Here is a 13,791-nt window from a genome sequence, read left to right as displayed (position 1 = left end):
AGAGTCTCACAGAAAGCGCGGCGTACTGGATCATCCGCCTTCGCGGATGATGACGTCAATCGGGTAAACGGGCGATCTCACGCCACGATCTGATCCAGGATCTTCACGGCGTCGTCGAGGCCGACCGAGACCAGTTGCGACACGCCGCGTTCGGCCATGGTGACGCCGAACAGCCGGTTCATCCGCGCCATCGTGATCGGATTGTGCGTGATGATGATGAAGCGGGTTTCCGTCGACGACGTCATTTCGTGCAGCAGGTTACAGAACCGCTCCACGTTGTGGTCGTCGAGCGGGGCGTCGACTTCGTCCAGCACGCAGATCGGCGACGGGTTGGTGAGGAACACCGCGAAGATCAACGCCAGCGCCGTCAGCGCCTGCTCGCCACCTGACAGCAGCGACAGCGTCTGCGGCTTCTTGCCGGGCGGTTTTGCGATGATTTCCAGACCAGCCTCCAGCGGATCGTCGCTTTCGATCAGATGAAGTGCTGCTTCGCCGCCGCCGAACAGTTCCGTGAACAGCCGCTTGAAGTGCTCGTTGACGGTCTCGAACGAGGTCAACAGCCGCTCGCGGGCTTCCTTATTGAGGCTCTGGATGCCCTGGCGCAGCCGCTTGATGGCTTCGACGAGGTCGTCGCGCTCGGTGGTCAGCGCGGTGTGCTGGGTCTCGACCTCGCGCAGCTCTTCCTCGGCGCGCAGATTGACGGCGCCCAGGCGCTCGCGATCGCGGCGCAGCTTTTCGAGGCTTTCCTCGATCTCGTTGAGTGGCGGCAGTTCCGCGCCGGGCTCGATCTCGGCCATCGCTGCCACCGCATGCGGCTCGACTTCGAGCATGTCGTGGATTTCGCGCTCGATGTCGGAAAGCCGGCGCTTGGTGCCTTCCATGCGCTCTTCGGCGCGGGCGCAGGCTTCGCGGGCAGAGGAGAGCGCCTCGAGCGATGCCTTGGCTTCGCGGTCGGTCTGCGCCATCACGCTCTCGGCGGCGGCGAGCGCGTCGGCGGCGACGCGGCGGGCGCTTTCGGCGGACTCGATTTCGTTGATCAGCGCGCGGCGCTTTTCGGCAAACAGCGCCGGTGCATTTTCAAGGTCGGCGCGCTCGGCCGTCACTTCGGTGATACGCGCCTCGACGGTGGCGACCTGGGAGGCCGAGCTTTGCCTGCGGTTCTGCCATTCGGTGCGCTCGGCCGTTATCGCCTGCACGCGCTTGTCGGCTAGTTCGGCCTCGCGCGCCAGCGCCTGGGCTTCGGCCCGCACTTGCGCGGCAAAGCGGCGGTGCCCGTCAATCTCGGAGCGAACGGCGCTAAGTTTCGCTTCCGTCTCATCGGTTGGCGGTAACTCGGCCAGCGCGGCGTTGGCGCTCTCATGCGCGGCCTCGGCCTCGCTGCGATCGGCGGCGAGCCGGGTATGGGCTTCGGTCAGCGCGGATTTGCGCGCGGCGTGGCGATTGATCTCTCGCTCGGTCGTGGCATGGCGTTCGCGCGCCGCATCGGCTTCGCGTTGCGCAGCCCGCCAGGCTTCGCGGGCGGCGGACTCGGCGGCGGAGGCCGCCTTCAGTTCGGCCTCGGCGTCTTCCAAGGCCTGCCGCTTATTGGCGGCGTCGGTACGGGCCTGCTCCAGCTCATGTTCGATATCGACGAGGCGCGCGCGTTCGGCAAGACGCCGTGCGGCGCCGGTCGGCGCGTGCGCAGCCGCGACAAAACCGTCCCAGCGCCAGACGTCGCCTTCCAGCGACACCAGCCGCTGGCCGGTCTTCAATTGCGAAACCAGTTCGGCGCCGCGCTCCTTCGGCACGACGCCGATCTGCGCGAGACGACGCGCCAGCTCGGACGGCGCCTCGACGTGGGCGGCAAGCGGGTCGACGCCGGCCGGCAGCAACGGATCGTCGAAGCTCGCACCCGCATGGGTCCAGCGCATCGGCGCGGAGGGGTCGACGGGGGCGTCAAGATCGTCGCCGAGGACGGCGCCGATCGCTTTTTCATAGCCCTTGGTGACGGTGACGCCGTCGATGATCGGCGGCCACAAATTCTTGGTCTCGCCGTTGACGAGTTTTGAAATCGTGCGCGCTTCGGTCTCCAGCCGCTGCACGCGCTTGTCGGCCTCGGTGAGCGGAGCGCGGGAGGCTTCGAGCTTCTGCCGCGCGGCGACGTGACCGGTCTCGCTGGCTTGGGCTGCGGCTTCGGACGCCGCCAGCGTTTCCTGCGCGGTCTCCATGGTCGCGGCGAGCACGTCGAGGTCACCGAGATTGCCGGTCTCGTCGCTGAGTTTCTGCTCGTCGGCCTGGACGCTGGCGATTTCCTGATCGAGCCGGGCCAGCCGGTCGCGGTGGGTGCGTACACCGGCTTCGAGCTGCTTGCGCTTGGCGGTAAGGTCGGCCAGCGCGGTGGTCAGTTCGCCGAACATGCGCTCGGCGGCGGCCAGCGTTGTCTCGGCGTCTGACACGCGTTCATCAACGCCGGAGCGCTTTTCGACGCGCGACTTGATCTCTTCCTTTAACTCGGCGTCTTCCGTGTCGAGCCGCTGCAGCGCGATCTCTGCATCGGAGGTCTGCTGCTGTTCGCGCGCGATGTCGGCGGCGAATTGCGTCAGCCGCCGGTCGAGCTCGGCGACGCGCTCCTTGGCGCGCCCTTCCTCGCGGTCAAGCTGTTCGCGCGCATTGGTGAGGCGCTGCAGCCCCGCCGCAGCGCGGGCTTCGCCCTCGCGCAGGGCAGGGAGTTCGGAGGCGCGGATCGCCTGGATACGCGCGGCCTCGGCCTGTTCGCGGGTGCGCTCGGCCATCTCGCGGACGTTGATGTCGTGGGTATGCCCGGCTTCCGCGACGTCGACATTGGCTTCCAGCCAGCGCAGATGGAACAGCGTGGCTTCCGCCTTGCGCACCTTGGCGGCGACTTCGCGGAAACGAATGGCCTGACGGGCCTGCTTCTTCAACCCTTCCATCTGGCCGGACAATTGCCCGATCACGTCCTCGACGCGGGTGAGGTTGGTTTCGGCCGCCTTCAGCCGCAGCTCGGCTTCGTGGCGGCGGGCATGCAGGCCGGCGACGCCGGCAGCGTCTTCCAGCACGCGGCGGCGCTGTTCGGGTTTCGCCTGAATGATCTCGCCGATCTTGCCCTGGTGAACCAGCGCCGGCGAACGCGCGCCGGTGGCGGCATCGGCAAACAGGATCTGCACGTCGCGGGCGCGGACGTCGCGGCCGTTGATGCGATAGGCCGAGCCGGACTCGCGCTCGATGCGGCGAGAGATCTCAAGAAGCTGGCTATCATTGACTGCGGCTGGCGCCGTGCGATCGGAATTGTCGATCGTCATGACAACTTCGGCGTGGTTGCGCGCCGGGCGGTTCCCGGAACCGGCGAAGATCACCGCATCCATGTCGGCGGCGCGCAGCGATTTGTGCGAGGTCTCGCCCATCGCCCAGCGCAGCGCCTCGACGAGATTCGATTTGCCGCAGCCGTTCGGTCCGACCACGCCGGTGAGGCCGGGTTCGATCATGAAATCAGTGGGTTCAACGAACGACTTGAAACCGTGGAGGCGGAGGCGCGTAAGTTTCATGAACACAAATCTCTGTTGGCCGGGCGCGAATCTCCCTGCCGTGACAATACCATAGAAGGCAATGTCGGTGTGGATGAGACGCCCATTGCGGCTCTTCTGGAGCGCGACAATGGCGAGGCTGGGGCCGGAGGGCAACGGCCCCGCGGGGCTTTTCCCAAGGCTTTTGAAGCGCTTGTGCCGAGCCTTTTGCTGGACTTATCGGCTCGAATGAATCCGCCTGGGCGAATCAGCTTTTCAACAGCGAATTGATGCGCTTTGCGAATTCCTCGAAGCTCTGCTCACCCTTGAGCATCTCGCCGTTAATGAAAAAGGTCGGTGTCGACTGCACCTTCAGGACATCTGCGGCGAACTTCTGGTCGGCCGCGATCTTGTCGAGCAGCGCCTGATCCTTCAGGCAATCCTCGACCTGCGCCTGGGTGAGGCCGGCCTGCTTGCCGATCCGGGTCAGCGTCTCCGTGGTGTTCTTCACCACCCAGTCGTTCTGCTGCCTGAACAGAAGGTCGATCACGGCAAAAAACTTCGGCGCGTCGTCCTTGGCGATGCAGCGCGCCAGCATCGAGCCGGCGGCAGCCTTGATGTCGAGCGGGAATTCGCGGAACACGAAGCGGATCTTGCCGCTGTCGATGAATTCCGACTTGATCTTCGGAAACACTTTTTCGGTGAACGCGGCGCAATGCGGGCAGGTCATCGAGGCATATTCGGTGATGGTCACGGTGGCGTTGGCAGGTCCAAGCGCCATGTCCGGCAAGGATTGCGGCTTGGCGACGTCGGCGGCGCCTTGTGCGATGGCATCCGTGATCAGCCGCAGCGGCGAGAAGCCTGCGAGGGCGGTCAGCCCGGTCAGCGACAGGGCGGCGGTGAAGGCGCGGCGCGTAATCATCAAGTCTGCTCCCGAGTGGCGCGTTCACGCCCGAAAGAAGTACGAAAAGAAGCCTTCGCTAGCTTGAAACGCCAGTTGTGGCAATGGCGGGTTGCAGCGGCTGCGCCGCGCCTAAGGCTCAATTTCGCTTGATCGCGGCGCCGAGCCGGGCCAGCGCGGCGCGCAGTTCCTCGTCCTCCACCGCGGACAGGGTTTCGGCGACCTGTGCCACCGATTTCGGGTCCGGCGCGCGGCTGCGCGCGGGACTGGCCCGGCGCGACAGCGGCGCCTGCCGCAGCGCCAGCCGGCCGACCGCGCTCCAGCCGAAGAAGCGGTTGACCCGTTGCAGGATGACGTCGGACGAATGCTGGATCTCCAGCGCCGCAGGGCCCTCGACCCGCAATATCAGCGTAGCCGGCTCCTGCGGCTGCCCCTCCACCGGCCGCGGCCATTGCATCTTCAGCGGCTCGGAGTGGGCGGCGATTTCGGGGCCGGCGATGTCGGCCCAGCGCGTCACCAGTTCGCGCGCGGCAAAACCCTGCTTGGCGTAGGCGTCGGAAAAGACGTCGCTGAGCAGGACGGAGAGGGGTTTTGCCGAGATCGGGCCGGGTTTGGACATGGGGCTTTATATCACCTTGCTCGTCGCCGGCGCCATCTCCGCCGTCATGGCCGGGCATAGCCGTCTGAAGGACGGCGTTGCTTCCGCTCGCCTACGCCCCGGCCATCCACGTCTTGAACTGCTACAAAGAAGAAAGACGTGGATGCCCGGGACAAGCCCGGGCATGACGTGGAGAGATTTGCGTTCCGACATTAGAGTGCACGAATGACTTCTTCCGCGGCAGCCAAAATCACGCGACTGGCAGTCCCTTCCGAGAGCAGCGCCTCCCGCCCCGCGCTGCTGCTCGACTGGTACGACCGTCATCGCCGTCGGTTGCCATGGCGGCCACCGGCGGGGGAGCGGGCCGATCCGTACCGGGTCTGGCTGTCCGAGATCATGCTGCAGCAGACCGGCGTCAAAACGGTCGGGCCGTATTTCGAGAAGTTTCTGGCGCGCTGGCCGGATGTCGCCGCGCTCGGCCGCGCCTCGCAGGATGACGTGCTGCGGATGTGGGCCGGGCTCGGCTATTATTCGCGCGCGCGCAATCTCCATGCCTGCGCGGTGGCGGTGCTGCGCGACCATGGCGGGGTGTTTCCCGACACCGAGGAAGGCCTGCGCAAATTGCCGGGGATCGGGCCATACACGGCGGCGGCAATCGGTGCGATCGCCTTCGACATCAGAACCATGCCGGTGGACGGCAATATCGAGCGCGTGGTGTCGCGGCTTTACGCGGTCGAAGAGCCGCTGCCGCAGGCCAAGCCGCTCATACAGGAATTGGCGTCGACGTTGCTCGGACCATCCCGCGCCGGCGACGAGAAGTCTCGCGCCGGCGATAGCGCGCAGGCGCTGATGGATCTGGGCTCTTCGATCTGCACGCCAAAGAAGCCGGCCTGTGCGTTATGCCCGTTGAATGATGACTGCGCCGCCCGCTTGCGCGGCGATCAGAAGATCTTTCCGCGCAAGGCGCCGAAGAAGGCGGGTACCCTGCGCCGCGGGGCCGCCTTTATCGTCACGCGCGGCGATGAACTCCTTGTGCGTACGCGGGCGGAAAAAGGCCTGCTCGGCGGAATGACCGAAGTACCAGGCTCGGAATGGCTGGCCGGGCAGGACGACAAGGCGGCGCTGAAGCAGGCGCCTGCGCTCAAGGGCGTGGCGCGCTGGCATCGCAAGGCAGGCGTCGTGACCCACGTCTTCACCCATTTTCCGCTTGAGCTTGTGATCTATACCGCCCAGCTTCCCGCGCGCACGCGGGCGCCGGAGGGCATGCGCTGGGTGCCGATCGCAACACTGGCTGACGAGGCTTTGCCCAACGTGATGCGCAAAGCGATCACACACGGGCTGGACCTCTAGGCGCGGCGCGCCGAAGCCTGCTGACACCATGCTGGCAGCAGGCTTGCGTTAGACCGGGAGCCTAACGGAGGTTCCCATGATCAGCACCGCTCTTGACACTATCCCCACGCCGCCGTCTTCCAGACTGCTCGGCTGGCACGTGCTCGACGCGCGGCCGAAGGAGGGCTGGATCCGTATTGGATTCGACGGCAAACGGGATTTCTGCAACCCGGCCGGCTTCGTGCAGGGCGGCATTCTCTCGGCGATGCTCGACGACACCATGGGGCCGGCGGTGTTCACCATGACAGACGGAAAACTCTACACGGCGACCATCACCATGACCGTGAATTTTCTGGCGCCGGCGAAGCCCGGGCCGATCACAGGCGAGGCCAGGGTCACCCATCTTGGCAAGACCGTTGCCTTTGTGGAGGGGCGGTTGACGGCCGCGGATGGCACGCTGCTGGCGACGGCCACGACCAGCGCGCGGCTGGTCGAGACCGCGAAGGCCATCGCCCCTTCGGCTAGCCTGCAGCCCGCGGTGCTTCCCGCGTGAGCTGGACGATCGGCGGCTTGGCGTTGAGGCCCTCGACCTGGAAGCCGGCGACACGCTTGTAGTTGGCGGCGATGTCTTCCAGCTCTTTCAGCGAGAGCACATCGGTGACGACATTGTAGCCGTCGGGCGCGCGCTCTTCGACCATCTGCATCACCTGCTCGGGGCCGTTGCGGCGGTTGAGCATCACGAGGTCGGTTGTCGCCGGCCGGCGCTCGGCTTCGTAAGCAACAAGTGCGGCGTTGGTCGCGCCATGCGCCAGGATTTCGCGGGTGATGACGCGCGCGTCCAAAATCGCCTGCGACGCGCCGTTGGAGCCGATCGGGTACATCGGATGTGCGGCGTCGCCCATCAGCGTGACCCGGCCGAACGTCCATTGCGCAACGGGATCGCGGTCGACGAGGGGATATTCGTAGGCGTGCGGGCAGTTCTCGATCAAGCCGGGCACGTCGAGCCAGTCGAATTTCCAGTCCTTGAACCAGGGCAGAAACTCTTCGAGTTTTGCAGTGCGGTTATAATCCTCGCGCCGCCACTGATAGGTCGGCGGCATATGCCGCTCGGCCACCCAGTTGATTTTGAACTTGCCCGCGCTGTCTGCCTGCTTCGAAATCGGATAGCAGACGAACTTCAGGATCTCGTGGCCGGCCATGATCATGGTACGGCCGGACAGGAAGGCGTCGCTGTCGGTAATGCCGCGCCACAGGATGCGCCCGTTCCAGATCGGCGGGCCTTCGCCGGGATAGAGCTTTTCGCGAACCGCCGAATGGATGCCGTCGGCCGCGATCAATAGCGTGCCGTCGTGATGGCCTTTTGACTTTCCGGTCGCCTTGTCGATGAATTCGGCGCGCACGCCGTTTTCCGTCTCGGTCCAGCCGGCGAGATGATGGCTGGTGAGGATGTTCTCTTTTCCCAGCCGCTCAATCGCGGCATCGAGCAAAATCTGCTGCAGCGTGCCGCGATGGATCGAAAATTGCGGCCATTTGTAACCGGCCTCGATGCCGCGCGGCTCGCTCCAGATCGGCTTGCCGTGCTTGGAGAAATACGCGAGCTCCTTGGTGCGGACAGCGTGCGCATCGAGCTTGTCGTGCAGGCCGAGCTCGATCAATTCGCGCACCGCATGCGGCAACACGTTGATACCGACGCCGAGCGGCCGCAGCTCGGGCACGCTTTCAAAGACCCTGGCGGGAACGCCGATCTGGTGCAGGCTGAGTGCCAGTGTCAGCCCGCCGATGCCGCCGCCCGCGATGAGAACAGTCATGGTACGCCCCTCTTACTCCTTGGGCGTCATGACATGAGAGGAGGCAAGGGGGCAACTGCGAAAGCCGGGCGGCAATCTCCATGCACCCGGGCAATTACGGGAGCGCAGGGGGTGGACCGAAGAAGCCGACGATCTTGATCAGCCGGCCGTCGGGACCGACCTCGCCAAAATCGATTGACGTGTCGCCGCAGGTTCCATCCGCGCGCACCAGGCGCCAGAGGAAGCGGACCACGTTGTGATGCACGTCGATACCGCTCATGAATTCGAGCCGCGCGCCGGGGCGGCTGGCCTGAACCGTGGCGATCTGCGTCGCCAGTGCGTCACGCCCGGCCAGCGAGACATTCGGATCGAGATAGACGCCGCCGTCGCTCCAGCATTGCCCGAGCAAGGCGCGTCTGGCCGTATCATCAGGCTCGTTCCAGGCCGCCATATATTGCGTCAGGGTTTTCGTGATTGCGCTCTTGTCCATCCATGCTGTCCTTGAACTTCGGTTGCTATGGGGTTCAGTCTGCAAGGGTTTGCGGGGCTCGTCACTTACATCGGAGGTAATTGCCGTCCTGATGCGATGGTCTAGATTGTCGTCATGGCTGCTTCAGACACGAACTCGCACGAAATACCGGCCGGACATTTCAGCCGACTGCTGAAGCATTGGCGCAGCGTTCGTCGGCTGACCCAGATCGAACTGGCGACGGACGCAAACGTGTCGGCCAGGCATCTGTGCTTTCTGGAGACCGGCCGGTCGCAGCCGAGCCGCGAGATGGTGCAGTTGCTCGGCAGCGCGCTCGATCTGCCGCTCGAGGAGAGGAATGCGCTGCATGTCGCGGCGGGCTTCGTGCCGCCTTATGGCGACAAGGGGCTGGCGGCCGAAAATCTGCAGCCGGTGCGGCAGGCGCTGGATTTCATTCTCCGGCAGCAGGAGCCCTATCCGGGGATCGTGATCGACGGGCACTGGGATGTTCGCATCCGCAATCAGGCGTCGGCGCGCCTGCTCAAGCCGTTTCGTGATTCGTACGAGATGGAAAACGGGCTTGCGGACAACGCCATGCACGTCGTTTTTCATCCAAAGGGCCTGCGGCAGTTCATGTTGAACTGGGACGAGTTCGCCCGGCAGTTGATCCAGATCCTGCATCGCGATGTCGCGCAGGGCAGTCGGGCGGCGGCGCAATTGCTCGATGAAATCATGGTCTATCCCGGGCTGTCGGCCGAATGGCGGCTTCCACGCCATTCGCAAGCGTCCTCGCCTGTCATGACGATGCAACTCGCGAAGGGCGACTACCGCCTTACCTTCTTTTCCACCTTCACGACGCTCGCGATGCCGACGGACGCGGCGTTGCAGCAGATCAAGATCGAATGTTTCTTTCCGGCGGACAGTGCGACCGCCGAGAAGGCGCGCCAACTGGCGCTTTGACAAGGCCCAGGAGAATAGAGATGCAACCTGCTGTGCGTGATCATCAATCGGCCGACACCATGGACGAATTGCGCGCGTTGAACGCCCGCTTCATCCATAACTTTGTGACCAACGACGTGCCCTCGCACGACGCCATTCTTCATCCCTGCTTCATCAATATCTGGCCCACAGGCCAACGCTGGGACCGCGCGACCTATCTGAAATATTGGGCAACGGCCTTCGATCCCGAGGTCATCGTGTATTGGGACGTCCGTGATGAACTCATTACAGTGGTCGGCGACGTTGCGCTGGTGCGTTCCACCAACAAATACACGCGCCGCCGCGATGGAAATGAAGTGACCGGCATGACCACTTATACCGATACCTACCTGTTCGAGAATGGCACGTGGAAATGCATTCAGGCCCAGATCACGGCGGTCGCGCCCGAGCATTATCCCGCCGATGAGACGATCGTTAGCGTCTATATCAAAGGAAAGCTTCAGCGGCGCGCGGCGTGAGCGCCCCTGTGGCGTGCGCATGCTGGCCGCACGCGAGGGGTTGTGTTGGCGCAGAGCGCTGCAACGCTGCGGGGATGGACGGCGGACAGACGCGCGGTTAACCTCCGGTTCCCACCGAGAGGATCAACATGTTCAAGCTCTATACCGCCCCCGGCACCTGCGCGCTGGCTTCGCATATCGCTTTGGAAGAGGCCGGAGCCCCCTACACGGCAGAGCGGCTCGACTTCAAGAACAGCCAGCAGACCACCCCGCAATATCTTGCGATCAATCCGAAGGGCCGGGTGCCGGCGCTGGTGACGGACCGCGGCACCCTGACCGAAACGCCGGCGATCCTCGCCTACATTGCGCAGAGCTTTCCGCAGGCCAAGCTGGTGCCCGATGATCCCTTCGCGTTCGCGCAAGCTCAGTCCTTCAACAGCTATCTCTGCTCAACGGTGCATGTTTCCCACGCCCACAAGATGCGCGGCTATCGCTGGGCGGTCGAGGAATCCTCGTTCACCGACATGAAGCGCAAGGTGCCGGAGACGATGGCCGCAGCGTTCGCGCTGATCGAGCGCGACATGCTGAAGGGGCCGTGGGTGATGGGTGAGCAGTATACGATCTGCGACCCCTATCTGTTTACGATCGCGCTTTGGCTGGAAGGCGATGGCGTCGATCTTGCGCCGCTGCCGATGGTGGCGGCTCACCGCAAGCGGATGTCGGAACGGCCGGCGGTGCAGAAGGTGCTGGCGGAGGCGAAGGCTTGAGCTCGTCGCTTGTAGGTAGCGTGCCCACCATCTCTCCAATATCGTTTGCTTGAAATGGTGGGCACGCTTCGCTTTGCCCACCCTACGCAGTTACGCAGCCTTTTTCCCCCGCTCCATCTCGCGGCCGATGCCGAGCATGATGTTGCGCAGCCAGATCGAGCCGGGGTCCATCTGGGCGCGGGTCGGGTAGAACATGAACTGCTCGTCGATCCCGGGATCGAGCGGCGGCGTGATGGTTGAAAGAGACAATTGCCGGGACAGCGCGCCGATCAGGCGGCGCGGCACGAAGGCGACGAGGTCGGTGCGCGCCGTGACGTGCAATGCCTCGATATAACCGGGCACGACGAGCGCGATCCGCCGCTCGATGCCCTTGGGGCGCAACCACATGTCGATCAGGTCCTCGCTCTGGCCGCGGATCACGACAGCGACGTGGCGCGCGTCCAGAAATACGTCCGGCCGCTTCAGCCGCGCGCCGATGGGGTGGCCGCGCCGCACCGCGAGCGCGTCGCTGTCGGTGTAAAGCCGTTGCCGGTGAAATCCGGTGAAGGCGTTGCCGATCGAGATTACCAGATCGATGGTGCGGGCGAATTCGGCGGTGAAGATCGCTGGCCCCCGCCATGGCACCACGTCGATCCGGACGTTCGGCGCTTGTTTGGTGATCTTCTCCATCAGCGGCGGCATCAAAAGCTCGACAGCGAGGTCAGGCATCATCAAGCGAAACTGGCGCTCACTCCTCGCGGCGTCGAACTCATCGGCGATGAACAGGGAGCGCACCTGATCGAGCGCCTGCGCCAGGGGCGCGCGCAAGGCTTGCGCCCGCGGCGTCAACTCCATACGCGCGCCGGTGCGAACCAACAATGGATCGCCGATCAGGTCGCGCAGCCGCTGCAGCGCATGGCTGGCGGCCGGCTGCGATAGCCCGATCCGCATCGCCGCGCGGCTGACATTGGCTTCCCTGAGCAAGGCGTCGAGCGCCACCAGCAAATTGAGGTCAAGCGAATGCAAATTCATGAGATGAATATATATCATATTCACTATCGATTGGAAGAATGAACGGCGACGGCCGAGGATGGCGGGCATTCGAAACAACGAGACCCGCCTGAATGACCGCACGACTGGAGCCGGCCACCCCGCCTTATCCCGACAAAGTTCAGGCCGCTTTCGATCGCATGCCGCGATCCTGGATGCCGCCCTTTCGCTTGTTCACCACACTCGCGCGCCATTCCGAGCTGTTCGAGCGCTTCATCCGCGGTGCGCCGAGCTATCTTCCCGGAACAAAGCTCAGCATCCGGCAGCGCGAGGTCCTGCTGCATCGCGTCACCGCGCGGTGCGGTTGCGAATATGAATGGGGCATGCGCGTACACTACTTTGCCGGCGAGGCCGGCCTGACCGAGGCACAGGTCAGCGCCACGGTGCATGGCGATGCCGACAGCGCCTGCTGGGAAGCCAATGACGCGCTTCTGATCCGCCTCGCCGACGAACTGCACGACACCTGCGACATCAGCGACGAACTGTGGCCCGCATTGCGCGCGGCGTTCGAGGATGAAGCCATCCTCGAGCTGCTGCTGCTCGCCGGCTACTACCGGACGGTCGGCTATCTCGCCAACGGCCTGCGCCTGCCGCTTGAACCCGATGTCAGCAGGCCGTTTCCGGCGGCCTGATGTCCGTCAACCGCGGAGAACGCGGTCCCTTTCTCAACAACGGAGACAATCAATGAGTTCAGCCGACAACAAGAAACTGGTGCAACAAATCTACGCAGACTCAGCAAACCGCAGCGGAACGACGTTCGTCGACAATGTCGCCGAGGATGTCACCTGGATCGTCACCGGCCAATATTCCTGGTCGGGCGAATTCAAGGGCCTTGATGCCATCAACAACGGCCTGATGGGGCATCTGCGATCGCTGCTGGCCGCCGGGCGGCCGCGTACGCTGGCATTCAATTTCATCGCGGAAGGCGATTACGTCGTGGTCGAAGCCCGCGGCGACAATGTCGCCAAGTCCGGGGAGCGCTACGACAATCACTACTGCATGGTCTGGCGCATCGAGAACGGCAAGATCAAGCAGATCAAGGAATATTGCGATTCCGCGCTGGTCGAACGCGTGCTCGGGCCGTTCCCGGCAGAGCGGAAGGTAGCGGCTGCGTAGGGTGGGCAGAGCGAAGCGTGCCCACCATCTCACCGCGAGCTCGGTGATGGATGGTGGGCACGTCGCTTCGCTCCTTTGCCCACCCTACGAAAACAAAAACGGCGCCCAAGAGGGCGCCGATTGCCGATGGTGCTGCCGCGCTCAGGCCGCCTTCACCTTCATGTGCCTGAACATGTTGCCGCGGGCCTCGTCGTCCATCTCGGCCTTGAACTTGAAGCTATCCTTCAGCGCGATCGCCTTTGCCGCCGCAGGCCGTGCCATGATCTCATCGACCAGCCGCTTGACATTGGGATATTTCGCGACCGCGTCCTCGCCCATCACGAAGGGCATCATGCGGGCCCAGCCCCAGACGTCCATGTCGACGATGGTATAGGTGTCGCCGACCATATAGCGGCGGTTGGCGAGGTGGTCGTTGAGAATGCCGAAATGTCGCTGCGCCTCGAACTGATAGCGGTTGTGGGCGTAGTCGATCTTTCCGGTGCGAAGTGCTTGAAGTGGACGGCCTGGCCGGAATACGGGCCGACGCCGGTGGCGGCGAACATCAGCCATGACAGCAATTCGCCGCGGTTGGCCGGCGTGTTGGCGGGGAGAAACTTGCCGGTCTTTTCGGCGAGATAGAGCAGGATGGCGTTGCTATCGAACACCTTGACGCCGTCATCGTCGATCGCGGGCACCTTGGCGTTCGGATTGATGGCGAGATATTCCGGCTTGAACTGGTCGCCCTTGCGGGTGTCGACGGCGACCGGCTGGTAGGCGATGCCGGCTTCTTCGAGGAAGAGGGCGACCTTGGTCGGGTTGGGCGATCCGTTGAAGTAAAATTTGAGCATTTGGAATTTTCCCCCATTGCTTCCTGCAGGAA

At 64.1% G+C, this 13,791-nt stretch carries 13 protein-coding genes and 1 pseudogene; 7 read left to right on the top strand and 7 right to left on the bottom strand.

All coding sequences use genetic code 11. The features are described from left to right. Nucleotides 1-77: 77 nt before the first annotated feature. The 3 genes from KIP88_RS04120 to KIP88_RS04110 form a co-directional block, all read right to left on the bottom strand. Nucleotides 78-3,542, bottom strand: coding sequence for a chromosome segregation SMC family protein (locus KIP88_RS04120; protein ID WP_214486553.1), 3,465 nt, complete (start codon nt 3,540-3,542; stop codon nt 78-80). Nucleotides 3,543-3,768: 226 nt separating this feature from the next. Then, nucleotides 3,769-4,425, bottom strand: coding sequence for a DsbA family protein (locus KIP88_RS04115; protein WP_214486552.1), 657 nt, complete (start codon nt 4,423-4,425; stop codon nt 3,769-3,771). A 115-nt stretch (nt 4,426-4,540) separates the two neighbouring features. Then, a complete protein-coding gene (locus KIP88_RS04110) occupies nt 4,541-5,020 on the bottom strand; it encodes a DUF721 domain-containing protein (protein WP_214486551.1) in 480 nt (159 codons plus the stop codon). Between the two features lie 204 nt (nt 5,021-5,224). On the opposite strand from KIP88_RS04110, the gene KIP88_RS04105 reads away from it, so the two are divergent. Then, a complete protein-coding gene (locus KIP88_RS04105; protein ID WP_214486550.1) occupies nt 5,225-6,349 on the top strand; it encodes an A/G-specific adenine glycosylase in 1,125 nt (374 codons plus the stop codon). Between the two features lie 76 nt (nt 6,350-6,425). Continuing rightward, the gene (locus KIP88_RS04100; RefSeq protein WP_214486549.1) at nt 6,426-6,881 is read left to right on the top strand and encodes a PaaI family thioesterase; all 456 of its coding nucleotides are present in this window, start codon (nt 6,426-6,428) and stop codon (nt 6,879-6,881) included. Here KIP88_RS04100 and KIP88_RS04095 read toward each other — a convergent pair. Then, nucleotides 6,850-8,136 carry a flavin-dependent oxidoreductase gene (locus KIP88_RS04095; RefSeq protein ID WP_214486548.1) on the bottom strand — a complete coding sequence of 429 codons (1,287 nt, stop codon included), beginning with the start codon at nt 8,134-8,136 and terminating at the stop codon, nt 6,850-6,852. The two genes, KIP88_RS04100 and KIP88_RS04095, sit on opposite strands and share 32 nt — an antisense overlap. A gap of 94 nt (nt 8,137-8,230) precedes the next feature. Further along, on the bottom strand, nt 8,231-8,605 hold the full coding sequence (locus tag KIP88_RS04090; protein WP_214486547.1) for a nuclear transport factor 2 family protein: 375 nt from the start codon (nt 8,603-8,605) through the stop codon (nt 8,231-8,233). Nucleotides 8,606-8,719: 114 nt separating this feature from the next. Here KIP88_RS04090 and KIP88_RS04085 point away from each other — a divergent pair, with 114 nt between their 5' ends. The 3 genes from KIP88_RS04085 to KIP88_RS04075 all read left to right on the top strand — a co-directional run bounded on the left by KIP88_RS04085 (nt 8,720) and on the right by KIP88_RS04075 (nt 10,787). Then, a complete protein-coding gene (locus KIP88_RS04085) occupies nt 8,720-9,544 on the top strand; it encodes a helix-turn-helix domain-containing protein (protein WP_214486546.1) in 825 nt (274 codons plus the stop codon). Between the two features lie 20 nt (nt 9,545-9,564). Further along, nucleotides 9,565-10,041 carry a nuclear transport factor 2 family protein gene (locus KIP88_RS04080; protein WP_214486545.1) on the top strand — a complete coding sequence of 159 codons (477 nt, stop codon included), beginning with the start codon at nt 9,565-9,567 and terminating at the stop codon, nt 10,039-10,041. Nucleotides 10,042-10,169: 128 nt separating this feature from the next. Then, the gene (locus KIP88_RS04075; protein ID WP_214486544.1) at nt 10,170-10,787 is read left to right on the top strand and encodes a glutathione S-transferase family protein; all 618 of its coding nucleotides are present in this window, start codon (nt 10,170-10,172) and stop codon (nt 10,785-10,787) included. Nucleotides 10,788-10,877: 90 nt separating this feature from the next. On the opposite strand, the gene KIP88_RS04070 is transcribed toward KIP88_RS04075, so the two are convergent. Further along, the gene (locus KIP88_RS04070) at nt 10,878-11,798 is read right to left on the bottom strand and encodes a LysR family transcriptional regulator (protein WP_214486645.1); all 921 of its coding nucleotides are present in this window, start codon (nt 11,796-11,798) and stop codon (nt 10,878-10,880) included. 92 nt (nt 11,799-11,890) lie between these two features. On the opposite strand from KIP88_RS04070, the gene KIP88_RS04065 reads away from it, so the two are divergent. Then, nucleotides 11,891-12,448 carry a carboxymuconolactone decarboxylase family protein gene (locus KIP88_RS04065; RefSeq protein ID WP_214486543.1) on the top strand — a complete coding sequence of 186 codons (558 nt, stop codon included), beginning with the start codon at nt 11,891-11,893 and terminating at the stop codon, nt 12,446-12,448. Nucleotides 12,449-12,500: 52 nt separating this feature from the next. Then, on the top strand, nt 12,501-12,932 hold the full coding sequence (locus KIP88_RS04060) for a nuclear transport factor 2 family protein (protein WP_214486542.1): 432 nt from the start codon (nt 12,501-12,503) through the stop codon (nt 12,930-12,932). Nucleotides 12,933-13,073: 141 nt separating this feature from the next. Here KIP88_RS04060 and KIP88_RS04055 read toward each other — a convergent pair. After that, nucleotides 13,074-13,759 (bottom strand): annotated as a pseudogene (locus KIP88_RS04055) (glutathione S-transferase family protein). Nucleotides 13,760-13,791 lie beyond the last annotated feature (32 nt).

It is taken from the genome of Bradyrhizobium sp. SRL28, assembly GCF_018596315.1.
Taxonomy (GTDB): Bacteria; Pseudomonadota; Alphaproteobacteria; order Rhizobiales; family Xanthobacteraceae; genus Bradyrhizobium.
The sequence above is the reverse complement of the archived record's forward strand: the minus strand, read 5'-3'. Positions and strand labels throughout refer to the sequence as shown.

Coding starts and splice junctions, on each gene's coding strand:
- KIP88_RS04105 (WP_214486550.1), top strand. CDS start 5,225: ATGACTTCTTCCGCGGCAGCCAAAATCACGCGACTGGCAGTCCCTTCC.
- KIP88_RS04080 (WP_214486545.1), top strand. CDS start 9,565: ATGCAACCTGCTGTGCGTGATCATCAATCGGCCGACACCATGGACGAA.
- KIP88_RS04090 (WP_214486547.1), bottom strand. CDS start 8,605: ATGGACAAGAGCGCAATCACGAAAACCCTGACGCAATATATGGCGGCC.
- KIP88_RS04100 (WP_214486549.1), top strand. CDS start 6,426: ATGATCAGCACCGCTCTTGACACTATCCCCACGCCGCCGTCTTCCAGA.
- KIP88_RS04120 (WP_214486553.1), bottom strand. CDS start 3,542: ATGAAACTTACGCGCCTCCGCCTCCACGGTTTCAAGTCGTTCGTTGAA.
- KIP88_RS04060 (WP_214486542.1), top strand. CDS start 12,501: ATGAGTTCAGCCGACAACAAGAAACTGGTGCAACAAATCTACGCAGAC.
- KIP88_RS04110 (WP_214486551.1), bottom strand. CDS start 5,020: ATGTCCAAACCCGGCCCGATCTCGGCAAAACCCCTCTCCGTCCTGCTC.
- KIP88_RS04070 (WP_214486645.1), bottom strand. CDS start 11,798: ATGAATTTGCATTCGCTTGACCTCAATTTGCTGGTGGCGCTCGACGCC.
- KIP88_RS04085 (WP_214486546.1), top strand. CDS start 8,720: ATGGCTGCTTCAGACACGAACTCGCACGAAATACCGGCCGGACATTTC.
- KIP88_RS04095 (WP_214486548.1), bottom strand. CDS start 8,136: ATGACTGTTCTCATCGCGGGCGGCGGCATCGGCGGGCTGACACTGGCA.
- KIP88_RS04065 (WP_214486543.1), top strand. CDS start 11,891: ATGACCGCACGACTGGAGCCGGCCACCCCGCCTTATCCCGACAAAGTT.
- KIP88_RS04075 (WP_214486544.1), top strand. CDS start 10,170: ATGTTCAAGCTCTATACCGCCCCCGGCACCTGCGCGCTGGCTTCGCAT.